The organism is Lysobacter sp. (assembly GCF_035655815.1).
In the GTDB taxonomy this organism is placed as follows: Bacteria; Pseudomonadota; Gammaproteobacteria; order Xanthomonadales; family Xanthomonadaceae; genus Lysobacter_J.
The window spans coordinates 15,908-38,610 of the sequence record NZ_DASRTS010000029.1 but is presented as its reverse complement, the minus strand read 5'-3'; the positions used below and the strand labels follow the sequence as shown (position 1 = coordinate 38,610).

The following is a 22,703-nucleotide window of genomic DNA, read 5'->3' as shown; positions in this document are numbered from 1 at the left end:
CGACTGTTCCGGAACGGATTACTCACAAACGTGCAACGAATGCACCCGCCCGGCACCGCCAATCCGCCCTCTGCGACGACGCCTTCGACATGGACCCTGACCGACGGCCACGCCGGCAACGTGCGCCAGGCCGAGGCGCTGGCAACCGCGCTCGCCCTGCCGCACCAGCCTTGGACGCTGGAGGCGCGCGCGCCGTGGCGATGGATCGCGCCACGCCGGCTTCCCGGTGCCGACAACGCATTCGGCGAAGCCTTCGCAGCCACCGTCGCGCCGTCGCTGGCGATCGGCTGCGGCCGTCAGGCGGCGCTGGCGACGCGCCTGCTGCGCGCACGCGGCGCCCGGGCCGTGCAGATCCTCGACCCGCGCCTCGCCCCGCGGCACTGGGACCTGGTCATCGCGCCCGAGCACGATCAGCTGCGCGGCGCCAACGTGATCCCGACGATTGGCAGCCTGCACCCCGTCGACGACCTGTGGCTGGCGGCCGCCCGCCAGGCCTTCGCGTCCTTCGGCGCCCTGCCCGCACCGCGGACCGCCTTGCTGCTGGGCGGCGCCAGCGCGCACGCGCGGTTCGACGACGCGCTGTACGACGCGGTCCTGCGGGACGTGTCCCGACACGTGACGGAGGAAGGCGGCTGCGTGCTGGCCACCGCGTCGCGCCGCACTCCAGCGGCCGTGCGCGCACGCATGCGGGAGCGGTTCCGCGGCGTACCCGGCGTGATCTGGACGGAGCCGGCGGACGGCGCCAATCCATATGCGGGTCTGCTGGCCTGGGCCGACCGGATCGTCTGCACGGCGGACTCGGTGAACATGCTCTCCGAAGCGTCGGCCACGCTGGTGCCGGTGTACGTGGCCGGCTACGCGCACGTGGGCGGGAGGCCGCGACATTTTCTCGACACGCTGCTGCGCATGGGACGGGTACGGCCGTTCGAGCCGGAACTGTTGGAGGCCTTCGCGGTCACACCGCTGCGCGAAACCACACGCGTGGCCGCCGAGGTGCGGCAGCGGCTGTCGCTCTGAGAGAATCGCTCTACAAGGACGCCAAGGGGGAAGGCGATGGAACGGGAATTCTCGCGAAGGGCGCTGCATACGGCACTCGCACTGTCGCTGGCGTGCATCGTGAGTAGCGCGGCGCATGCGGCACCCGCCTGCGGCGAGCGCTACCCGACGCCGCAGGCCACGCAGTCCATGTTCGACATGGCGATCCGCGTCGAGCGCGCACTGGATGCACTCGACGGTCACGACGTCGCCTTGCTCGCACGCGGCGGCCAGGACCTCTCGCGCTACGGACTCACCCACAGCCATCTCGCACTGGCCCTGCGCGAACCGGACGGCCACTGGCGCGTGGTGCACCTGCTCAATCGCTGCCGCACCGACCGTTCGACGCTGTACGAGGAAGGGCTCGCCAATTTCGTCGGCGAGAGCGCGCTGCGCAGCGATGTGCGCGTGGGTGTGTTCGAACCGGCGCTTTCGCGGCGCCTGCATGATTCGCTGTTGCCGCCGGCGACGCGTGCGCGCGCCCTGCACGAGCCGCGCTACAGCATGGTCGCGTATCCGTTCGCCACGGAGTTCCAGAACTCCAACCAGTGGATCCTGGAAGTCATTGCAGCCACGGTGATGGACCCTGCTGTCGACGCAGGCATCCCGATCGACCGCCGCGCCGTGCAGCAATGGTTGCGCGCGAACGACTACAAGCCCTCACGCCTGCACCTGGACCTGCACGAACGCCTGGGCGCACGCCTGTTCGTCAAGAACGTCGCGGTGACCGATCATCCCGCGGGCGAGCGCATCGGTGGCGATTATTCGGTCGTCACGGTCGAGTCGGTGTTCGATTTCCTCCAGTCGCGTGCGTTGCTGCAGCGCGACTTCCGGGTTCCCAATCCGCCGGCCGCACCGGCATCGCAGGAGAACGCTCCATGAAGTCCTACGTTTCCCTCGCACTCGTGTGCTCGCTGGGGGTCGCGCTGTCGCTGCCGCGCGCGCATGCAGGCGAGCCGATGGATCCGTCGGAGAGGTCGGTGCTGTACCTGTCGGTCGGACTGGCGACGCCGCTGATGCTCTCGATGTCGGCCGGCACCGCGTTGTCGTACACCAGCGCACAGGCCGGTCGCCCGCCGCGCGCCGCCACGCTGCCGCCGATGCAGGTGACCGCGGTGCGCACGACCGCCGCGGGCGAACGCGAGGTCGAACTGGCCGCGCATCGCGACGGCAAGGACGAGACGTCCGTGCTGCGCTGGCCGCAGCGCAAGGACGACCCGGCAGCGGCGTTCCGCGTGGGGCAGACGGTGACGTTCAAGCCGAGCACCGAAGGCGGCGGCTGGATGGCGCAGGACGAGGCCGGCACGCAACTCGCCTTCGTCCCGACCGTCGAGGCCGCCGGGCAGGCCAGCAGCAAGACCTGGTAGTCCTCAGCCCGCGATCTCCGTATCGAACATCAGCCCGTGCCGCTGCGCGGCGTGGGTGATGGCGCGACGTGCCTCGGCAATCGTGTCGTCCGCCGGTACGCGGCGCGGGCGGCGATCCAGCGTGCAAGCGAGGCCCGCATCGACCATCACGGCGTGCGCCTCGCGAAGCGCCTCTGCCTCGTCTTTGTCGAGCCAACCGCTCGCGGCAGTCGCGTCGATCAACTCGGGCGTACTGTGGGGACGCAACCACGTCGGCCGTCCCGCCGAATGGGCGAGCACGGCGTACTGCAGCAGGAACTCGAGGTCCACCAGTCCGCCCTCGCCCTGCTTCAGGTCGAACGCCGCCGCGTCGCTGCGGTCCAGTTCGGCACGCATGCGCCGGCGCATCGCCACCACGTCCGCGCACACGGCCTGTGCATTGCGGGCGCGCGAAAGCGTCTGCGCGCGCACGTCCTCGAAATCCGCGCCCAGCGATTCGTCGCCCGCGATGAACCGCGCGCGCACCAGCGCCTGGTGTTCCCAGGTCCACGCGCGTTCGCGCTGGTAGTCGCGGTAGCTGGCCAGGCTCGACACGAGCAGGCCTTTCGCGCCGTCCGGGCGCAAGCGCACGTCGACGTCGTACAGCCGGCCCGCACCGGTGACCGCACCAAGCAGCGCCACCACCTTCTGCGCAACACGCGCGAACCAGCGCATGGCCTCGACCGGACGCGCGCCGTCGGAATGCGCATGCTCGCCGCCGGGTGCGTCGTACAGGAACACCAGGTCGAGGTCCGAACCGAAACCGAGTTCCTCGCCCCCCAGGCTGCCGTAGCCGATCACGGCGAAGCGCGCGCCAGGTACGCGGCCATGCACGGACGCGACCTCATGTTCGGCCAGGCGCAGCACGCGCATGACCACGCCATCGGCCAACCACGCGAGCTGGCGCGCGCATTCGGTCGCGGACTGGCGCCCGTCCCGCAATGCCATCGCGATGCGGAAGCTCAGCGCCTGGCGCACTTCGTTCAGCGCCTGCAGCACCGCTTCGGCATCGTCGTCCTGGCCCTCGGCCACGGCAGCGCATGCCGCGTGCAACTCCTCGCGGCCGGGCAACGGTCCGGCGATGCGCGCGTCCAGCAGTTCGTCGAGCAGCAGCGGATACGCGGCCAGTCGTTCGGCCAGCAGCGCGCTGCGCGTGACCACTTCCACCAGCCGCGCCAGCGCTGCCGGCTGCTCGTCCAGCAGGGCGAGGTACGCGCTGCGGCGGAGCACGTTCTGCAGCAGCGCGAGCAGACGGCGCAACGCGAGCATCGGTTCGCTCGACGCAGCCGCCGCCTGCAGCAGCGACGGCATCACCCGGTCCAGCCGCGCACGCGCGCTGTCGGACAGTCCACGCACGCCCGGGCTGCGGCCGAAGTCGCGCAGGGCACCGTCCGCGTTCCCGGCCTCGATGAATCCGGCCTGCTCCAGCACCCGCATATCCCCGTCGTCGGGCAGCGCACGCCAGTAGCTGGTCAGTGCATCGGGCGCGCTGCGTCGGCGGCGCGGCGCGAGCAGCGCTTCGAACTCACCGGTGACCAGGGCGCGCTGTTGATCCAGCGCCGCACGCAAGGCGCTCCAGTCCGCGTAGCCCAATGCCGCCGCGATGCGGTCACGGTCCGCGTCGGCCTGCGGCAGCGCATGTGTCTGCGCATCGCGCAGCATCTGCAGGCGGTTCTCCAGCCGGCGCAGGAAGCAGTACGCCTGGGCCAGCGCGACCCCCGCCTCATCGCCCATCTGGCGCGCCTGCACGAGCGCCTGCAGCGCCGGCAGCAGGCGGCGTTCGCGCAGCTCCGGCTCGCGGCCGCCGTAGATCAACTGCAGCGCCTGCACCAGGAATTCGATCTCACGGATGCCGCCAGGCCCGCGCTTGATGTCGTCGGCCAGTTCCTTGCGCGCGACCTCGGCACTGATGGCGGCCTTCATCGCGCGCAGGCCATCGAGCGCGCCGAAGTCCAGGTAGCGTCGATACACGAACGGGCGCAGCCCATCGAGGAAGCGCTCGCCGGCTTCGATGTCGCCGGCCACCGGACGCGCCTTCTGCCATGCGTAGCGCTCCCAGTCGCGGCCTTCGCGCTGGAAGTACTGCTCCATCGCACCGAACGACCACGCGACGCGGCCGGCGTTGCCGTACGGACGCAGGCGCAGGTCGACGCGATGGCTGAAACCGTCCGCGGTGTTCTCGTCCAGCAGCTTCGCCAGTTGCTGGCCCAGTCGTGCGAAGTAGTGTTCGGCGTCCAGCGCGCGCCCGCCGTCGGACTCGCCGTCGTGTTCGTAGGCGTAGACCAGGTCGACGTCGGAGCTGAAGTTCAGCTCGCCGCCGCCCATCTTGCCCAGCGCGAACACCACCAGCCGCTGCACGCGGCCGTCGCGATCGCGCACGACGCCATGCCGCCGCGCGAACTCCGCTTCCAGCGCCTGCAGCGCGGTGTCCAGGCATTCCTCCGCCAGCCGCGTACTGCCGGCCAGCGTCGCCTCCACATCGTCCAGCCCGAGCACGTCGCGCCAGACCAGCCGCGCGGAGCCCGCGGCGCGATGGCGGCGCAGCAGCGCCGGCCACTGGTCGCGGTTGTCCTCGCCCAGCGTGGGCGGCGCTTCGGCCGGCGCATCCGGATCGGCCGCCAGGCGCGCGAGCAACGCCGGCTGGCGCACGAAGGTCTCGATGACGAAGTCGCTCGCTAGCGCGATGCGGCCGATCCGTTCGCGCAACACGATGTCGTCGTCGCGACAGACCGCGGGCGCAGCCGCCTGGAGGCGCGACCACGCGCGCCCGATGAGGGAATCGAAAGCTTCGTGCATCGCGCGATGATCGCATGCGGGTTCAGCGGGCTTGCGTCGCGTTGCGTTCGATGCGCGCCGGTATCGGCAGGCACCCGCAGCTCGTCGAGGTTCGACGGTGTTGCGGGAGCGTCCCTCCTGCTTCCGTCGTGAGCGCTTGACGAGTGCCCTGCCGCGCATGCGCGTTGCAACGAACGGGCAAATAAAAAGCCCGCCCCGGTCGAACCGGTTGCGGGCCTGCTCCCTCCCCCACGTCGGGATGCGCGTTGATCGTGAAGGAACCGTTAGGGGCTTTGCACGCTGCACCGCAAAATAGAACTCAGCGGTTCAAATACCGTGCCAAATGACCATTTGGACCGCTCCCTATTCAGGTTGGTGGTTACTACGCCCGCGCGAAGAACATCAGGTAGACGAGCCGGCCGTTCTCCATGCCGTCGCCGAACGCCGGCCCCGCGGTATGCCAAAGCCAGGGCCGCAGCAGCACCAGCCGGTTGAAGCGCATCGGCGCCTGCATGGTCAGCTCCCACTTCGAGTCGTCGACGCTGTCCTTCTCGATGACCTCGCGGTGCATCTGCTCCATCGAGGTGTAGCCCATCGCCTCCAGTTCGGCGCGGTCGATGGGCGCGCGGTCGGTGTTGGTCGGGCGATGGCGGAAGAACTCCGTGCCGCCGCGGCAGTCCTCCGGCCGGCTCAGATAGAGGATCCCCGACCAGTACGCGTCATCGACGTGCACCTTGGCGCGGCCGCGATCGGCTGCCAGGGTCATGCGGAACTTCGCGTGGGACTGCAGCGGAGAAATCGGGCGTAGCCGCTCGCCGGTCAAACGGGACACGCTTTCGTCCAGGCCTTCGATCTCGATGCGCTCGAGCGAGTTGCGGCCCGGGAACGCGCCCTGCTGTTCCGGATAAGTGAGCTGCAATCCGACGTTGCGCAGCTGCTGCGCGTCGCGTGGATTGAGGAAGTCGTCGACGATGATGAGGGAGGTAGGCATGCCGGAACCGAGCATAGCCGCCTGCCTGCACCGCTTCCATGGGCCGTGCGCGACCGTCCATTCGCGCAAAAAAAAGAACCCCGCATCGCTGCGGGGTTCTCGTGTCGCGGATGACGCGGGAAGCGGACTTAGAAGTCCATGCCGCCCATGCCGCCCATGCCGCCGCCCGGCATTGCCGGCTCTTCCTTCTTCGGCAGCTCGGCGACCATCGCTTCGGTCGTGATCATCAGACCGGCGATCGACGCGGCGTTCTGCAGCGCGGTGCGGGTGACCTTGGTCGGGTCCAGGATGCCGAACTCGAGCATGTCGCCGAACTCGCCGTTGGCCGCGTTGTAGCCGAACGCGCCCTTGCCTTCGATGACCTTGTTGAGGATGACCGACGGCTCTTCGCCGGCGTTGGTCACGATCTCGCGCAGCGGCGCTTCCATCGCGCGCAGGGCGATCTGGATGCCGTGGTTCTGGTCTTCGTTGGCACCCTTCAGGCCGGCGATGGCCGCCTTCGCGCGCAGCAGCGCGACGCCGCCGCCCGGAACGATGCCTTCTTCAACGGCAGCGCGGGTGGCGTGCAGCGCGTCTTCGACGCGGGCCTTCTTTTCCTTCATCTCGACTTCGGTGGCGGCACCGACCTTGATGACGGCCACGCCGCCGGCCAGCTTGGCCACGCGCTCCTGCAGCTTCTCGCGGTCGTAGTCGGAGGAGGTCTCCTCGATCTGCGCCTTGATCTGCTTGATGCGGCCTTCGATGCCCGAGGCTTCGCCGGCGCCGTCGATGATGGTGGTGTTCTCCTTGGAGACCTGCACCTTCTTCGCGCGGCCGAGATCCTTGATGGTGGCCTTGTCGAGCTGCAGGCCGACTTCTTCGGAGATCACGGTGCCGCCGGTCAGGATGGCCATGTCTTCCAGCATCGCCTTGCGACGGTCGCCGAAGCCCGGGGCCTTCACGGCGCAGACCTTCACGATGCCGCGGATGGTGTTGACCACCAGGGTCGCCAGGGCTTCACCCTCGACTTCCTCGGCGATGATCAGCAGCGGCTTGCCAGCCTTCGCGACGCCTTCCAGCACCGGCAGCAGGTCACGCACGTTGGAGATCTTCTTGTCGTGCAGCAGGATGAACGGATCGTCCAGTTCGGCCTGCATCGACTGCTGGTTGTTGATGAAGTACGGCGACAGGTAGCCGCGGTCGAACTGCATGCCCTCGACGACGTCGAGCTCGTTCTCCAGGCCCGAACCGTCCTCGACGGTGATCACGCCTTCCTTGCCGACCTTGTCCATCGCCTGCGCGATGAGGTCGCCGATGTTGGTGTCGCTGTTGGCCGAGATCGCGCCGACCTGGGCGATTTCCTTCGAGGTCGACGACGGCTTGCTGATCTTCTTCAGCTCGCCCACGGCCTCGGTCACGGCCTTGTCGATGCCGCGCTTGAGGTCCATCGGGTTCATGCCGGCGGCGACCGCCTTCATGCCCTCGCGGATCAGCGCCTGCGCCAGCACGGTAGCGGTGGTGGTGCCGTCACCGGCGTTGTCGGAGGTCTTGGAAGCGACTTCCTTCACCATCTGCGCGCCCATGTTCTCGAACTTGTCCTGCAGTTCGATTTCCTTGGCGACGGACACGCCGTCCTTGGTGATGGTGGGAGCGCCGAAGCTCTTCTCGAGCACGACGTTGCGGCCCTTCGGGCCGAGCGTGGCCTTGACGGCATTGGCGAGGATGTTGACGCCGCGCACCATCTTGACGCGCGCGTCCTCACCGAAACGGATTTCCTTGGCTGCCATGTTCTGAAACTCCGGGAATGGGGAATTGGGAATGGGGAATGGTTGAAAGCAGGAGAGGGAGCGGGATGGGATAAGGGATGTCGGCGCGCGGCGCCTTTACGATTCCCGATTTCCCATTCCCGGTTCCCCGTGCTGGCGTTACGCCAGCACCGCGAAGATGTCGTCTTCCTTCACCACCAGGTATTCGGTGCCGTCGAGCTTGACCTCGGTGCCGCTGTACTTGCCGAAGAGCACCTTGTCGCCGACCTTGACCTTGGGAGCGCGCACGTTGCCGTTGTCGAACACCTTGCCTTCGCCCACTGCGACGACTTCGCCCTTGATCGGCTTCTCGGTCGCCGAGTCGGGGATCACGATGCCGCCGGCGGACATCTTTTCTTCTTCCATGCGCTTGATGACCACGCGGTCGTAGAGCGGCTTGATATTCATGGCGGACAAACCTCCGAGGAGTGATGTAAGTTGTTGAAACGGAACAAAAACTTTCGAAATTTTAGCACTCGCCACCGATGAGTGCCAAGTTCGGTGGCGAAGAAAACCCCGGGGAACCGGGATTGCCGGGAGATTGGGGGGTGGCGAAAAGCTTTCAAGGGGCTGAACGCAAATCCGTCCGGATTGCGGCAACACGCGCGCGGGAAGCGGAAAAAGAAAGAGCGCGTCCCGTGGAACGCGCTCTTTGGTGCGGAGTGGCTTGTCCTGTGCTTGGTGCGTCCCTGCACCCGTCCCCGAACCGACGCCTTGTCGCGCTTCGCGTCCCTGCTGGCGCCAGCGAATCTTGTGCACTCCGTGGCAGAACGGCCAGTACCCAGGTAGAGTCCGACCGTTGAGCATCGGTAGCCCAATCGTGTCGGAAAAACATGAAAGCGCCGGGTGTGCCTCGAAAATCGCGTGAAGGAGGCTACCGCTGGCGCACAGGCTTTGATGTATTTTGTTCGCCAGGTGACTACAGGTAGCAGCCATGACACCGCAGCAGCGCATCCGCCTCGCCCGCCGTCATGCAGGCCTTTCGCAGGCTGCACTCGGAGCTGCCGTCGGAGTGCAGCGCAGCGCGGTGGGCCACTGGGAATCGGCACGCGGCAAGTTCCCCAGCGTGGCGCACCTGCGCGAGATCGCGATGGTGACCGGCGTGCAGTTCGAATGGCTGGCGACCGGGCGCGGCTCGATGGGGCTGTCGGCCGAAACCGCACTGGATTCGGTGGCGGCGGCCGACGCCATCCTGGTCGAGGACCCGCTGGAACTGCGGCTGCTCGCCGCCTTCCGCGATGCGCCAATGCGCTCGAAGGCGCCACTGGTGGAAGTAGTCGAGCAGCTGGCCGAGCAGCGCATCGGCCGCCTGCGCGGCGCAAGCCAGCGCGGGCGCTGAGCCTCAGCCGCCGGAGAGGCGCTTCACCGCCGCGGCCGGCAGGGCCGTGCAATCGGCGGCAGGTTCGAATGCCGCAGTGGCCGTTTCGTCGCCCTGCACCAGTTGCAGGCGAATGGGCTTCGCCGCGGCCGACAGGCCCAGTGTCCAGACCGCGCGGATCGTTCCCTGCATCGGCGGTTCGGGCAGCAGGCGGCCGGTCGCGTCCACATAGACCAGGTCCTTGACGCCCTCGCCCACGCGCTTGCCGGTCTCCGCGTCGAGGACGTCCATCGAGGCAGGATCGCGCCAGCAGTCCATGGCGCTCTCGCAGCTCAGGTCGGCCAGCACGCGCGGGGACGGCGCGGCCAGCAGGCAGGCCGCGCGCACGCGGATGCCGTGCGCATCGCCAGGCTGCGCCACGGCCTGCAGGCCCGGGACCAGCAGCAGGACGGCGGAGAGCAGCCAGCGTTGGGGGGACATCGAGCCTCCTCGGCCATCGGTCGCAGCCTACGCCAATCGCCGCCGCGGTGCCGGGACGCGACACGCCATTCCATGACCGGCCCGCGCGCGGCTCCGGGGCAGGCCCTAAACTGGCGCCCCGATGTCCGCCTCCTCCCACAACGTGCGGCTGGTGCTGAGCACCTGCCCCGATCCGCAGACCGCCGACGCCCTGGCCAGTTCGCTGGTCGGCGAGCGCCTGGCGGCCTGCGTCAACGTCCTGCCCGGCGTGAAATCCACCTATCGCTGGAAAGGCGAGGTGGCGCGCGACGAGGAAGTGCTGCTGCTGATCAAGACCACTGCCGACCGTCAGGAGGCGCTGGTCGAGCGCCTGCGTGCGCTGCATCCGTACGAACTGCCGGAGGCCGTCGCGGTCGAAGCGGTCGGCGGCCTCGCCGCGTACCTGGCCTGGGTGGCCGAACAGACCCGAGACGATGACTGACGCTATCCGTTCCTTCGGCGCCCTGCGGCCGTTCGTTGCGCGCTTCACCCTTGCCGCGCTTGCCCTGCTGGCGGCGGCGCCTGCCAGCGCCGCGATCGACCCGGACGACCTGCTGCCGGTCGACGAGGCCTTCGTGCTGCGCGCCGAAGCGGCCAGCGCCGACCGGATCGAGATCCGCTGGCGCATCGCCGACGGCTATTACCTGTACCGCCACCGCATCGGCGTGCAGGCCGACGCCGGCTTCGACGCGCAGCCGCTGCAGCTGCCCAAGGGCAAGGCCTACGAGGACGAGTTCTTCGGCAAGGTCGAAACCTATCGCGAGAACCTGACGGCCGTGCTGCCGGGCCAGGCGCAGGCGCGTCAGGTCACGCTGAAGATCAAGTACCAGGGCTGCGCCGACGCCGGCATCTGCTATCCGCCGCAGACGCGGAGCCTGACGGTGGCGCTGCCCGCCACGGCCGATGCGGGCGCGGGCGCCCAGCCGATCGTCGCGTTCGGCGCTGCGCGCAACGGCGCACCGCTGGGCGGCGGGCTGCTCGGCCGTGGCGCATCCGCGACCGCGGACGCGCTGCCGCTTCCGCCGGAGCAGGCCTTCGGCTTCGAGGCCATCGCCGGCGATGGCAACACCCTGCTGCTGCGCTTCACCCCGGCCAAGGGCTATTACCTGTATCGCGACAAGACCACGCTGCGGCTGGACGACGCGGCCCGGCAGGCGGGCATCGCGCTGGGCGCGCCGCGCTGGCCGAAGGGCGTGGCGCATCGCGACGAGCATTTCGGCGACGTCGTGGTGTTCTTCGACCAGGTCGAGGTACCGGTGCCGCTGCAGCGCCGGCAAGCGGGTGCCGCCACGGTGCCGCTGACGGCAGGCTTTCAGGGATGCCAGACCGACGGCATCTGCTATCCGCCGATGACGCGCACGGTTGACGTGGCGCTGCCGGCGGGAGTTGCGACCGTTGATGGCGCTGTGGGCCAACCCATCCCCACCCCAGCCCTCCCCTTGAAGGGGAGGGAGCAAAACCCCGTTGCGCACGAAGACGCAGCTTCGACGGCGCCGGCTGTTGAGCCCTCCCCTTCAAGTAAAGGGTTGGCTGGGGACGCGGTCGTCTCCCGCGATTCCGGTTCCGCGAACGCAGCTGCCGAGCAGGCCGAGGACAGCCGGCTTGCCGCCGCGCTGTCCGGCCCGAACCGCTGGTGGGCGTTGGCGAGTTTCTTCGGCTTCGGCCTGCTGCTTTCGTTCACGCCCTGCGTGCTGCCGATGATTCCGATCCTGTCCGGGCTGATCGCCGGCCATGGTCCGGGCCTGGGCGCGCGCCGCGCGTTCTGGCTGTCGCTGGTGTACGTGCTGGCCAATGCGCTAGTGTTCACCGCGGCCGGCGTGATCGCCGGCCTGGTTGGCGCCAACCTGCAGGTGGCTTTCCAGACGCCGTGGATCATCGTCGCCTTCGCGCTGCTGTTCGTGGTCCTGGCGCTGTCGAGTTTCGGCCTGTACGAGTTGCAGCTGCCTGCCGGGCTGCGCAGCCGCCTGGGCGCGATGAGCGATCGCCAGCGCGGCGGCTCGATGGCCGGCGTGGCGGCGATGGGCGCGCTTTCGGCGCTGATCGTCGGCCCCTGCGTCGCGCCGCCCCTGGCCGCGGCCGTGCTCTACATCGGCCAGACCCAGGACCCGGCGTTCGGCGGTGCCGCGCTGTTCCTGCTGGCGATGGGCATGGGCGTGCCGCTGCTCGCCTTCGGCGTGGCGGCCGGCAAGGGCCTGCCGACCAGCGGACCGTGGATGGTCGCAATCCAGCGCGTGTTCGGCTTCGTGTTCCTGGGCTTGGCCGTGTGGATGCTCTCGCGCATCCTGCCGGCCGCGGCGACCCTCGCCGCCTGGGGCGTGCTCCTTCTCGCCGCGTCCGCGGCGGTGGCGTTGGCGCTCAAAGCCGCACGCCGCGATGGCGTGCGCGTGGCCGGATGGACCGCGGCGCTGCTGCTGGGCCTGCTCGGCACGGCGCAACTGGTGGGTGCGATGGCCGGCAGCCGCGACCCCCTGCAGCCGCTGGCGGGTCTGCGCGGCAACCAGGCCGCATCGGCCGAACTGCCTTTCCGCAAGATCAAGTCGCTGGCCGACCTGCAGCGCGAAGTCGCCGCCGCCCAGGCCGCCGGCAAGCCGCTCATGCTCGACTTCTATGCGGACTGGTGCGTGGCCTGTAAGGAGATGGAGAAGTACACCTTCCCCGAGCCCCGGGTGCACCGCGCCCTCGCCGGCTTCGTGCTGTTGAAGGCCGACGTGACCGCCAACGACGAACTGGACCAGGAACTGATGAAGCACCTCGGCATCATCGGCCCGCCAGCCACGCTTTATTACGCGGACGGCGAGGAGCACCGCGCGTTGCGGCTGTTCGGCTTCGAAGAAGCCGACAAGTTCGCCGAACGTGCAGGTCGGGTCGCGCGCTGATGGGCTCGACCGGCCGGATCCTGCTGGTGGCGGTCGTGGCCGGGGTACTCGGCGCCGCGGCCGGCCTCTGGCTCAACGGCCCGGGTCCGCTGCTGCGGACCGAGGTCGGGCAGCGTGCGCTGCACTCCGTCCTGCAGTCCACCGCGCCGGCCCCACCGGCCGGCCTGGCGGTGGCCTCGCGCGGCGAGGTGATCCCGTCGCTGCAACTCCCGACGCTGGACGATGACCGGATCACGCTGCCGGCCGCCTATGCGGGGCGGCCGATCCTGATCAACCTGTGGGCCAGCTGGTGCGGGCCCTGCATCGAGGAGATGCCCGAGCTAGACCGCTTCGCCGCCACCCAGGACACGAACGGCACGCAAGTGGTCGGCATCGCGCTGGATGACGAAGCCGCGGTGCGCGAGTTCCTCCGACGCATTCCGGTGCGGTACCCGATCCTGCTGGACCAGGCCGGCCCGCGCGATGCCGGCGTGCAACTGGGCAATCCGAAAGGCGTTCTTCCGTATACGGTGCTCGTATCGGCCGATGGCCGCCTGTTGAAGCAGAAGATCGGCCCGTTCCAGCACGGCGAAATCGACAACTGGGTCGCAGATTAGAGCGACCACTCAAACAACTGATTAATTTCCGGGAACTTCGCCGATACGGTAGCGAACGTCTGGACACCCCGACTGGCATCGCGCACACTGCCGGCCTTCAGACCTGTCCCGGACGATTTCGTGGCGAAGCTGCTGGTCCTGCACGGCCCCAACCTCAACCTGCTCGGCACCCGCGAGCCGGAGGTCTATGGCCGCACCACGCTCGCCGACATCGATGCCGACCTGCGCGCCCGCACCGAGGCCGCCGGGCACGGGTTCGAGAGCCTGCAATCCAACGCCGAGCACGTGCTGGTGGACCGCATCCAGACCGCGCGCGAGGACGGCACCGGCTTCATCGTGATCAACCCGGCCGCCTACACCCACACCAGCGTCGCCGTACGCGACGCGCTGGCCGCGGTGGCCATCCCCTTCATCGAAGTCCACCTGTCCAACCCGCACCGCCGCGAGCCGTTCCGCCACACCAGCTATTTCAGCGACCTGGCGGTGGGCGTGGTCTGCGGCTTCGGCGCGGACAGCTACCGCTACGCGCTCGACGCAGCCCTGGCCCGCCTGGCCAGCCGCGGCGAGCACCACTGATTCCAACTGACCTGCCCGCGTGCCGCGGGCGACGACCTAGAGGGCCCACCATGGACCTGCGCAAAATCAAGAAGCTGATCGACCTGCTCGAGGAATCCAATCTCGCCGAGATCGAGATCAAGGAAGGCGAGGAGTCGGTCCGCCTGGCCCGCACGCCGAAGGGCGTCGCCGTCGCCGCTCCGGTCATGCACGCCGCCCCGGCCGCTCTGGCGCCGGTGATGCCGATGCACGGCCCGACCGAAGCTGCGACCGGCGGCCACGCCAAGGCACAGGCCGACCTGCCCGAGGGCCACATCGTGCGTGCGCCGATGGTCGGCACGTTCTACGCCTCGCCCTCGCCGGACAAGCCGGCGTTCGTCAGCGTCGGCCAGGCCGTCAAGGCCGGCGATACGCTGGGCATCATCGAAGCGATGAAGATGTTCAACCCGATTGAGGCCGACGTCGCCGGCACGGTGCTGAAGGTGATGGTCGAGAACGGCCAGCCGATCGAGTTCGATCAGCCGTTGTTCGTGATTGGGTGAGCGGGGATTTCGAGCGGCGCCAGCCGCGAGCCCGCGAACGCCAGCGGGCATGCAGGCCCGCTGGCCGGGGGCTCAGCCCCCACAACCACTAACGGAAACATCCCAATGCTCGACAAAGTTGTCATTGCCAACCGCGGTGAGATCGCGCTGCGCATCCTGCGCGCGTGCCACGCGCTGGGCATCCGCACGGTCGCGGTGCATTCCACCGTCGACCGCAACCTCAAGCACGTCGCGATGGCCGACGAGTCGGTGTGCATCGGCCCGGCGCCGTCCACCGACAGCTACCTCAACATGGCGCAGATCATCGCCGCCGCCGAGGTGACCGACGCGCAGGCCATCCACCCCGGCTACGGCTTCCTCTCCGAGAACGCCGACTTCGCCGAGCGCGTGGAGCAGTCCGGCTTCATCTTCATCGGGCCCAAGGCCGACACCATCCGGCTGATGGGCGACAAGGTCGAGGCGATCCGCGCGATGAAGTCCGCCGGCGTGCCCTGCGTGCCGGGCAGCGGCGGCCCGCTCGGCGACGACGCGGCCACCAACGTGAAGATCGCCCGTGAGATCGGCTACCCGGTGATCGTCAAGGCCGCCGGCGGCGGTGGCGGTCGCGGCATGCGCGTGGTGCACACCGAGGCGCACCTCACCGCAGCCATCCAGACCACCAAGTCCGAAGCCAAGGCCGCCTTCGGCAACGACATGGTCTACATGGAGAAGTTCCTGGAGAACCCGCGCCATGTGGAGATCCAGGTCCTCGCCGACGGCCAGGGCAACGCGATCCACCTGGGCGAGCGTGACTGCTCGATGCAGCGCCGCCACCAGAAGGTGGTCGAGGAAGCGCCGGCGCCGGGCATCACGCCCGAGCAGCGCGCGGAGATCGGCAAGGTCTGCGTCGAGGCCTGCCTGCGCATCGGCTACCGCGGCGCCGGCACGTTCGAGTTCCTGTACGAGAACGGCCGCTTCTACTTCATCGAAATGAACACCCGCATCCAGGTGGAACACCCGGTCACCGAGATGGTCACCGGCATCGACCTGGTGCGCGAGCAGCTCAACATCGCCGCCGGCCACAAGCTGTCGATCAAGCAGAGCGACATCGTGCTGGAAGGCCATGCCATCGAATGCCGCATCAACGCGGAAGACCCGGACACCTTCATGCCGTTCCCGGGCCTGATCCAGCACTTCCATGCGCCGGGCGGCCCCGGCGTGCGCGTGGACAGCCACATCTACGAGGGCTACCGCGTGCCGCCGAACTACGACTCGATGATCGGCAAGCTGATCGTGCACGGACCGGACCGCGAGACCGCCATCGCGCGCATGCGCGTGGCGCTGAGCGAGATGGTCGTGGACGGCATCAAGACCAATATCCCGCTGCAGCAACGGATCATGTCCGACGCCGGTTTCCAGCAGGGCGGCATGAACATCCACTACCTGGAAAAGCGCCTGAAGGAACAGAAGGAAAAGGCGCTGTCCATCGTCTGACCCTCTCGAAACCGCGGCCCAGCCGCGGTTTCTTCCATTGGAGCCTGCATGAAGTCCCGTCTGTTCGCCGCCGTGCTGCTTGGCCTCGTGTCGGGCCATGCGATTGCCGCCAAGACCCAACCGGCCACGCCGTGGCTGCAGGTCGAGATGGCCGGCGCGAAAGCGGACACGGTGGCGCAGGTGTACCGCGACCAGCTGATGCTCTGGTATCGCGCCAGCGAAGCGATGGACGAGGCCGAACTGGCCGCGCTGCCGCAGGCGGACTACTTCGCGTTCCGGCCGGATCTGACCCGCTTCAACATCGAAGAAGGCGAGCAGTCCGGCGCCTGGACCTTCCTGCCGCCGCAACAGGGCCGCTGGCCGGTCGCCGCTGTGCAGGTGATCGACCGCTCCGACGCGGGCCGTTATCGCATCCTCGCGCGCGTGTACTGCGATGCACCCACGCCCGAGTGCCGCAAGCTGCGCGAGGACACCGCCGCGATGGCGCCGCCGGAACCGTCGCTCGCGAGCGACAGCGCGGCCTATTCGGCGTGGCAGCAACTGGCGATGCACGAGAGCTGCACGCCGGGTCCCAAGCACATGCCCGCCCCGCACTACGCGGCGCCGCTGGTACGCAATGGGCTGGGCGGCACCGTGGCTTTGCGCCTGCTGGTCAATCCGTGCGGCGAGGTGCGGTCGGTGCGGCTCGCGGAATCCTCCGGCCATCCGGCGCTGGACCAGGCGAGCATCGATACCGCGTGGAGCTGGCGCATCTATCCGGAGCGCCAGGAGGAAGGCGCCATCGTGCGGGTGCCGGTGGACTTCGTGCCGCCGCAGCTGGACGCGGCGCCTTCGAACCGGATCGATCGCGCGGATCGCTGATCCGCCCCGCACGTCATTGAGGGCAGCGTCGCGCCGCCCGCGTCTTCAGCGGTCCAGCACCTTCGCCGACGCATCGGCCGCCGCGACGTCGGACGGCTTGCCCGACGCCGGCTGCTGCGAACCCGGGATCGCCTGCACGCCACTGCTGGACGCGGGGCTGACCACCATCACGTACTCGCTCGATCCGTCAGGCCAGACCACCTTGAACGTGCTGCCCGGCGGCAAGGTCGAGAACGGCGCGCCGCTGCTGGCGCGATACACCGCGGCCACCTGCGAGGCGCCCGACATGCGCATCTCGTCGGAGGAGTGCACCGTCGTCACCGCCACCTGCGACAGCTGCCGGTATTCGTCGCCCAGCACATCGATCACCACGCCGGCGGCGGCCACCGAATACGTCGCGAACAGCAGCACCCAGAAGTACCGCTTCATCCTGCCTGCCTGGAGGAGGTTCTTCATTGCCTTGCCCTCTGCTCGCCCATCAGCGAGTCGACCATTTCATTGATGACGTCCGCGCTCTGGCGCGGGATCGCGGCGTCGAAGACGAACCGCTCGAAATCCTGTGACGAGTCCCGCGAGCAGATCCCGCCGTTGGCGCAGTACTGGGTCATCAGCGCGCTCTGCGGACCGCAGTCCAGGCCGAGCCGGCACGCGGCCAGCTGCCAGGCCAGTTCGGAGAACTGCGTGCCGGCCACCTGGTCGGCCAGTGCCGCCTGCCCACTGGCGGCGATGCCCATGCCAGGCGACAGCGCCGAATACGCTTCCGGGTCGGCCGAACGCTGCACACGCTCGACCAGGTCGCGCTTGTACTCGGGCGTGTTCTTGACCGGCTGGCCCGTGGCCATCAGCGCCGCTTCCGCGGCCAGGCTGCCGGCATCGGCAGCCTCGATGCGCTTGAGCAGCACCATGCGCGGCGTCAGCTCGTCCTGCGGCACGAAGCGCGCGCAACGGCGCGCGACGCGCTCGCGCGAGGCGACCATCGCCGCCGAACCGCGCATCGCCATGTCCTGGATCACGCGCGTATCGCGGTCGTATGCGGCCGGCGCCATCGCGAAGCCGGAGCAGTAGTCGTACACGCGGCTGACCATCCAGATGGCATCGGCGTCGCGCTCGCGCACGCGCGTTTCCAGCGACTGCACGTAGGCGTAGAGGTCGTCGGATTCCTCGAACTGCACGCGCATCGGATGGCGTACCACCGTGCGGCGCGGCGTCGCCACGATGTCGCCGGACTGAGGGCGATCGACGGTATCGGCCGTGTCTTGCGACGGGAGTTCGGCCTGCACCACGGTGGCCAGGTTCACCGGCGCGTGCATCGCCGGCAGTCTGCCGTTGCGATACAGCGCCCAGCCGGCGAGCGAGGCCGCACCGAGCACCGCCGCGGCCGCCAACGCCAGTGCGCGCCCGCCCGGCCACGCCGGCGAGCGCCCCCTGATCCCGTTGTGCAGCGTGTTGGCCATATCCGGAGCGGGCACAAGTAGGCGGCCATTCTAGGGCGTTTCGGCCGGCTTCACGCCTGAATGCGCAGGCTTGCCGTGCTTTACGCCGAGGGCCGCGCGGCCCACCATGGCCGCCCCTCCGCCGCTGCGCACCGACCATGCCCTTCCTGGAACTCAGCCTGCCCTGCACGGAAGTCCAGCAGCCGCGCTACGAGCGCGCCCTGGAAAGCGTCGGCGCGCTGGCCGTGACGCTGGCCGACGCGCACGCCGACGCGCCCGACGAGCAGGCCATCTTCGAGCCCGGCGTGGGTGAGACGCCGCTGTGGAACGAACTGGTGCTGACCGCGCTGTTCGAGGCGGGCACGCCGCGCGAGTTGCTGCTGTACGCGCTGGCCGCGGCCGACGAGGATCTGGACTGGTCGCGCGCCACGTTCCGCGACGTCGAGGACCAGGACTGGGAACGCGCCTGGATGGACCAGTACGAGCCGCTGCAGTTCGGCCGCCGCACCTGGATCGTCCCGTGGAACCAGGAGCTGCCACCCGGAGCAGATGCCGACGATGCCGCCGTGGTGCGGCTGGACCCGGGCCTGGCGTTCGGTTCGGGCACGCACCCGACCACGGCGCTGTGCCTGCAGTGGCTGGACGGGCTGGCCGACGAAGGCGTACTGCGCGATGCGCGCGTGCTCGACTTCGGTTGCGGCTCGGGCATCCTCGCACTGGCCGCGCTGAAACTCGGTGCGGCGCAGGCAGTGGGCGTGGACAACGATCCGCAGGCGCTGACCGCCACCCTCGGCAATGCCGAGCGCAACGACGTCGCCGATCGTCTGCAGGCCTACGCGCCGGAAACCGAACCGGCCGACACCTATCCCGTCGTGGTCGCCAACATCCTGGCGTCGGCGCTGGTGTCGCTGGCCGACACGCTGGCCGCGCGCGTCGCGCCGGGCGGGCGCATCGCCATGTCGGGCATCCTGGCCGGCCAGGAGGACGAGGTCATCGCCCGCTATTCGGCCGATTTCGAATCGCTGCAGGCGCATCGCCTGGAGGACTGGATGCGCGTCACAGGCGTGCGTCGCCGCTGAGACCTTCCCCTGCCATGCGCGGCGGCCCTCATGCTTGAATAGCCGCCATGTTCGTTCCCTGCCCGCACTGCGGTTTCCTCGTCGCACTGATCGTCCGCCCGGACGGCGCCCCACAACGCTGCCCGCGCTGCGACGGACTCGTGCAGGCCGATGCAACTGCGCCGGGCGAATCGGCGGCGACGGAGGCGCCTGCGCCGGACGAAGGTTCCGCACAAGTCATCGAAGAAGAACCAGCCGTTTCAGTCGCCGATGCGGCCGAATCGGATGCTCAACCCGACGCAACCGCGCCGCCTGCGTCGTATGAGGAAGCCATCGCCGCAGTCTCGGCGACAGCTGCCGCACCGCGTGCGCGCCGCTCGCCACGCCCGCGACGCAGCGCGCCCAGCTTCGCGCGGCATGCGCCGGTCAGCGCGCCGACCCGCACCTCGTGGCGCTGGTATGCGGGCATTGCCGCGCTCGTATTGCTGCTGGTCTTGCAGCTGCTGCTCGCGCAACGACAGGAACTCGCCGCCGATGCACGCTGGCGACCGCTCGTCGCCGGACTGTGCGGCGTGCTGCGTTGCGAGGTTCCGGCATGGCGTGAGCCAACCGCGTTCACCATGCTCCAGCGCAGCGTGCGGCCCAAGCCGAACGCGAGCGGCGTGCTCGCCGTGGAAGCCAGCTTCCGCAACGATGCACGCTGGGCGCAGTCGTGGCCGCTGCTGGTGCTGAGCCTGTCCGACGTCGATGGCCGCCCGGTGGGACAACGCGCGTTCCGTCCCGAGGAGTATCGCCGCACGCATCGCGCCGGCGACGCGTTGCTGCCCGGCCAGAGCGCCACCGTCGCCTTCGAGGTCATCGAGCCGGCGCCGCGGATCGTGGCGTTTACCTTCGATTTCAGGTGAGCCCCGCATCACATTGTCGCTTGCGACGGGCGCGCGCTAGACTCCGCTTCCCGTCGGCCCGGCGCCCGGACGACGATGCAGAACCTGGGGATCCCGTTGAACGCCGCCGCCGCACCCGACCGAACCGACACCGCACGCACCGCACCCCGCGTGCCGCTGCGTGACCACGTCGCCACGTCGATCCGCCGCTACCTCGGCGACCTGGACGGCTGCGAGACCGAGAACCTCTACGAGATCGCGCTGCGCGAACTCGAAATCCCGCTGTTCGTGGAAGTCCTGCAGCACTGCGACGGCAACCAGAGCCGCGCCGCCGCCATGCTCGGCATCCATCGCGCCACATTGCGCAAGAAGCTGCGCGAGTACGGACTGGACTGAGGCGCTTCGCGCCTCCCTTCTCCCGCCGCTGCGCGGTGACCTCTCCCGCAAGGGGAGAGGTGGAATGAACGTGCAGGCGCAGCAGACGTGCCGGCGAGAGGTAACACCGCTGGCCGGCCGCGCCGACGTTCCGCACCAAGTCCTGTTGCTTTCCCTTCTCCTTGGCGGGGGGGCGAACCCAAACTCACCCACCCCCGCCAAGGCGCACCTCTCCCCTCGCGCGAGAGGTCGACGCGCGCAGCGCGTCGGGAGAGGGGCGGGCCCAGCGCGCCGCTATAATTCCCGGCTCCCCGCCGCTGCCCCTCCCGCCATGACGTCCCAGCTTCTGTCCGCGCCGCCGGTCAAGATCCGCCGCGCGCTGCTCTCCGTTTCCGACAAGACCGGCCTGATCGACCTGGCGCAGGCGCTGCACGCGCAGGGCGTCGAGCTGCTGTCCACCGGCGGCACCGCCCGCGCCATCCGCGACGCCGGCATGCCTGTGAAGGACGTCAGCGACGTCACCGGCTTTCCCGAGATGATGGACGGACGCGTCAAGACGCTGCATCCGATCGTGCACGGCGGTCTGCTCGGCCGCGCCGGCATCGACGACGAGGTGATGGCCCAGCACGGCATCGGTGCCATCGATCTGCTGGTGCTCAACCTGTATCCGTTCGAGAAGGTGTCGGTCGATCCCGCCAGCACGCTCGAGGACATCATCGAGAACATCGACATCGGTGGCCCCGCGATGCTGCGCTCGGCGGCGAAGAACTTCGCGCGTGTCGCGGTGGCGACCGACCCGGCGCAGTACGCCGGCATCGTCGAAGAACTGAAGGCCGGCGACGGCGCGCTCGGCGGCGCCACGCGCTTCGCGCTGTCGGTGGCGGCGTTCAACCGCGTCGCGCAGTACGACGCACGCATCAGCGATTACCTCTCGTCGATCAACGTCGAGGATGGCTCGCTCGCGCCGTTCTCCGCGCAGGCCAATGGCAGCTTCGTGAAGGTGATGGACTTGCGCTATGGCGAGAACCCGCACCAGCAAGCCGCGTTCTACCGCGACCTGTGGCCGGTGCCGGGTACGTTGGCGACGTTCACGCAGTTGCAGGGCAAGGAACTCAGCTACAACAACCTGGCCGATGCCGACGCCGCGTGGGAATGCGTGCGGCAGTTCGAGCGCCCGGCCTGCGTGATCGTCAAGCACGCCAACCCGTGCGGCGTGGCCGAGGGCGTGGCCTGCGGCGACGCGTACGAGCTGGCCTACGCCACCGACCCGACCTCCGCGTTCGGCGGCATCATCGCGTTCAACAGCAAGCTGGATGCGGGCACGGCGAAGGCGATCCTCGACCGCCAGTTCGTCGAGGTGCTGATCGCACCGGATTACGAGGAAGGCGCGCTCGACTACGCGAAGAAGAAGGCCAACGTGCGCGTGCTGCGCATCCCGCACGGCGACGGCCGCAACAACGTCGACGTGAAGCGCGTGGGTTCGGGCCTGCTGATGCAGACCGCCGACATCCGCGAGGTCACGCGCGAGGAGCTGAAGGTCGTCACGAAGATCGCACCGACCAAGGAACAGCTGGACGACCTGCTGTTCGCGTGGCGAGTGGCGAAGTTCGTGAAGTCCAACGCGATCGTCTATGCGAAGGACCACCGCACCATCGGCGTCGGCGCCGGCCAGATGAGCCGCGTGTATTCGGCGCGCATCGCCGGCATCAAGGCGACCGACGCCGGCCTGATCGTGCCGGGCTCGGTGATGGCCTCGGACGCGTTCTTCCCCTTCCGCGACGGCATCGACGCCGCGGCGGAAGCCGGCATCAAGGCCGTGATCCAGCCGGGCGGCTCGATGCGCGACAGCGAGGTGATCGCCGCGGCCGACGAGCACGGCCTGGCGATGGTCTTCACCGGCGTGCGGCATTTCCGGCACTGATCGGGAATCGGGAATCGGGAATCGGGAATCGGGAATCGGGAATCGGGAATCGAACGAGCGTTTCAGCTCCGTCATCCCGGCGAAAGCCGGGATCCAGGCCGCACGGCGCGGGCACGCCCTTACGGCCGACCCACACCATCGTCATTCCCGCGAAGGCGGGAATCCATGCGTGCATGCGTCACGTGTTACGTGTTACGTAGGCACGTAACATCGACCGGAACACGCCGAGGCGAAAGCAGGAACGTGAGCCGAGTGTATGCCACCCGCCTGGGCCGCCATCGAACCGGGCCGTGAGCGTACGGACAAATGGATTCCCGCTTTCGTGGGAATGACGACAGGGGCT

Annotated in this window: 22 protein-coding genes; 15 read left to right on the top strand and 7 right to left on the bottom strand. The window is 69.0% G+C overall.

Annotated elements, in window-relative coordinates:
• Positions 1 to 39: 39 nt before the first annotated feature.
• Genes VFE83_RS07775 through VFE83_RS07765 form a run of 3 tightly spaced genes read left to right on the top strand, consistent with a single transcriptional unit; the run spans position 40 to position 2,402 of the window.
• Positions 40 to 1,017, top strand: a complete 978-nt coding sequence (locus VFE83_RS07775; protein ID WP_324904934.1) for a mitochondrial fission ELM1 family protein — start codon at positions 40 to 42, stop codon at positions 1,015 to 1,017.
• 36 nt (positions 1,018 to 1,053) lie between these two features.
• Entirely contained in the window at positions 1,054 to 1,917 is an 864-nt protein-coding gene (locus tag VFE83_RS07770; RefSeq protein ID WP_324904759.1) for a DUF2145 domain-containing protein, read from the top strand.
• Entirely contained in the window at positions 1,914 to 2,402 is a 489-nt protein-coding gene (locus VFE83_RS07765) for a hypothetical protein (RefSeq protein WP_324904757.1), read from the top strand. The genes VFE83_RS07770 and VFE83_RS07765 overlap by 4 nt, the downstream gene beginning before the upstream one ends.
• A gap of 3 nt (positions 2,403 to 2,405) precedes the next feature.
• On the opposite strand, the gene glnE is transcribed toward VFE83_RS07765, so the two are convergent.
• The 4 genes from glnE to groES form a co-directional block, all read right to left on the bottom strand.
• The gene (glnE, locus tag VFE83_RS07760; protein ID WP_324904755.1) at positions 2,406 to 5,216 is read right to left on the bottom strand and encodes a bifunctional [glutamate--ammonia ligase]-adenylyl-L-tyrosine phosphorylase/[glutamate--ammonia-ligase] adenylyltransferase; all 2,811 of its coding nucleotides are present in this window, start codon (positions 5,214 to 5,216) and stop codon (positions 2,406 to 2,408) included.
• Between the two features lie 361 nt (positions 5,217 to 5,577).
• Positions 5,578 to 6,186: a DUF6445 family protein gene (locus tag VFE83_RS07755; RefSeq protein WP_324904753.1), complete on the bottom strand. Its 609-nt coding sequence runs from the start codon at positions 6,184 to 6,186 to the stop codon at positions 5,578 to 5,580.
• A gap of 128 nt (positions 6,187 to 6,314) precedes the next feature.
• Positions 6,315 to 7,952, bottom strand: a complete 1,638-nt coding sequence (groL, locus tag VFE83_RS07750; protein ID WP_324904751.1) for a chaperonin GroEL — start codon at positions 7,950 to 7,952, stop codon at positions 6,315 to 6,317.
• 138 nt (positions 7,953 to 8,090) lie between these two features.
• Positions 8,091 to 8,378, bottom strand: coding sequence for a co-chaperone GroES (groES, locus tag VFE83_RS07745; RefSeq protein ID WP_324904749.1), 288 nt, complete (start codon positions 8,376 to 8,378; stop codon positions 8,091 to 8,093).
• A gap of 526 nt (positions 8,379 to 8,904) precedes the next feature.
• On the opposite strand from groES, the gene VFE83_RS07740 reads away from it, so the two are divergent.
• Entirely contained in the window at positions 8,905 to 9,309 is a 405-nt protein-coding gene (locus VFE83_RS07740) for a helix-turn-helix domain-containing protein (RefSeq protein WP_324904747.1), read from the top strand.
• 3 nt (positions 9,310 to 9,312) lie between these two features.
• Here VFE83_RS07740 and VFE83_RS07735 read toward each other — a convergent pair whose 3' ends face one another.
• Positions 9,313 to 9,768 (bottom strand): hypothetical protein, encoded by a 456-nt coding sequence (locus VFE83_RS07735; protein ID WP_324904745.1) that lies wholly within the window; start codon positions 9,766 to 9,768, stop codon positions 9,313 to 9,315.
• 121 nt (positions 9,769 to 9,889) lie between these two features.
• Between VFE83_RS07735 and cutA the strand changes: the two genes are divergently transcribed.
• From cutA to VFE83_RS07700, 7 genes are all read left to right on the top strand, one after another.
• Positions 9,890 to 10,228, top strand: a complete 339-nt coding sequence (gene cutA, locus VFE83_RS07730; RefSeq protein WP_324904743.1) for a divalent-cation tolerance protein CutA — start codon at positions 9,890 to 9,892, stop codon at positions 10,226 to 10,228.
• The gene (gene dsbD, locus VFE83_RS07725) at positions 10,221 to 12,662 is read left to right on the top strand and encodes a protein-disulfide reductase DsbD (protein ID WP_324904741.1); all 2,442 of its coding nucleotides are present in this window, start codon (positions 10,221 to 10,223) and stop codon (positions 12,660 to 12,662) included. The genes cutA and dsbD overlap by 8 nt, the downstream gene beginning before the upstream one ends.
• On the top strand, positions 12,662 to 13,258 hold the full coding sequence (locus VFE83_RS07720) for a TlpA disulfide reductase family protein (protein ID WP_324904739.1): 597 nt from the start codon (positions 12,662 to 12,664) through the stop codon (positions 13,256 to 13,258). The genes dsbD and VFE83_RS07720 overlap by 1 nt, the downstream gene beginning before the upstream one ends.
• A 120-nt stretch (positions 13,259 to 13,378) precedes the next feature.
• Positions 13,379 to 13,834, top strand: a complete 456-nt coding sequence (gene aroQ / locus VFE83_RS07715; protein WP_324904737.1) for a type II 3-dehydroquinate dehydratase — start codon at positions 13,379 to 13,381, stop codon at positions 13,832 to 13,834.
• A gap of 50 nt (positions 13,835 to 13,884) precedes the next feature.
• The gene (accB, locus tag VFE83_RS07710; RefSeq protein ID WP_324904736.1) at positions 13,885 to 14,355 is read left to right on the top strand and encodes an acetyl-CoA carboxylase biotin carboxyl carrier protein; all 471 of its coding nucleotides are present in this window, start codon (positions 13,885 to 13,887) and stop codon (positions 14,353 to 14,355) included.
• A 105-nt stretch (positions 14,356 to 14,460) separates the two neighbouring features.
• Positions 14,461 to 15,828, top strand: a complete 1,368-nt coding sequence (gene accC / locus VFE83_RS07705; protein WP_324904734.1) for an acetyl-CoA carboxylase biotin carboxylase subunit — start codon at positions 14,461 to 14,463, stop codon at positions 15,826 to 15,828.
• A 48-nt stretch (positions 15,829 to 15,876) separates the two neighbouring features.
• The gene (locus VFE83_RS07700; protein WP_324904732.1) at positions 15,877 to 16,689 is read left to right on the top strand and encodes an energy transducer TonB; all 813 of its coding nucleotides are present in this window, start codon (positions 15,877 to 15,879) and stop codon (positions 16,687 to 16,689) included.
• Between the two features lie 45 nt (positions 16,690 to 16,734).
• On the opposite strand, the gene VFE83_RS07695 is transcribed toward VFE83_RS07700, so the two are convergent.
• Both VFE83_RS07695 and VFE83_RS07690 read right to left on the bottom strand, forming a co-directional pair.
• The gene (locus tag VFE83_RS07695; protein WP_324904729.1) at positions 16,735 to 17,145 is read right to left on the bottom strand and encodes a hypothetical protein; all 411 of its coding nucleotides are present in this window, start codon (positions 17,143 to 17,145) and stop codon (positions 16,735 to 16,737) included.
• Complete coding sequence (locus VFE83_RS07690; RefSeq protein ID WP_414674705.1) at positions 17,142 to 17,999, bottom strand: hypothetical protein; 858 nt, start codon at positions 17,997 to 17,999, stop codon at positions 17,142 to 17,144. Before VFE83_RS07690 ends, VFE83_RS07695 begins: the two co-directional genes overlap by 4 nt.
• Before the next feature lie 281 nt (positions 18,000 to 18,280).
• Between VFE83_RS07690 and prmA the strand changes: the two genes are divergently transcribed.
• The 4 genes from prmA to purH all read left to right on the top strand — a co-directional run bounded on the left by prmA (position 18,281) and on the right by purH (position 22,360).
• Entirely contained in the window at positions 18,281 to 19,201 is a 921-nt protein-coding gene (gene prmA, locus VFE83_RS07685; RefSeq protein WP_324904726.1) for a 50S ribosomal protein L11 methyltransferase, read from the top strand.
• Positions 19,202 to 19,248: 47 nt separating this feature from the next.
• On the top strand, positions 19,249 to 20,085 hold the full coding sequence (locus tag VFE83_RS07680) for a DUF3426 domain-containing protein (RefSeq protein WP_324904724.1): 837 nt from the start codon (positions 19,249 to 19,251) through the stop codon (positions 20,083 to 20,085).
• A 75-nt stretch (positions 20,086 to 20,160) separates the two neighbouring features.
• The gene (gene fis, locus VFE83_RS07675; RefSeq protein ID WP_324904722.1) at positions 20,161 to 20,460 is read left to right on the top strand and encodes a DNA-binding transcriptional regulator Fis; all 300 of its coding nucleotides are present in this window, start codon (positions 20,161 to 20,163) and stop codon (positions 20,458 to 20,460) included.
• Between the two features lie 310 nt (positions 20,461 to 20,770).
• On the top strand, positions 20,771 to 22,360 hold the full coding sequence (gene purH, locus VFE83_RS07670; protein WP_414674703.1) for a bifunctional phosphoribosylaminoimidazolecarboxamide formyltransferase/IMP cyclohydrolase: 1,590 nt from the start codon (positions 20,771 to 20,773) through the stop codon (positions 22,358 to 22,360).
• Positions 22,361 to 22,703 lie beyond the last annotated feature (343 nt).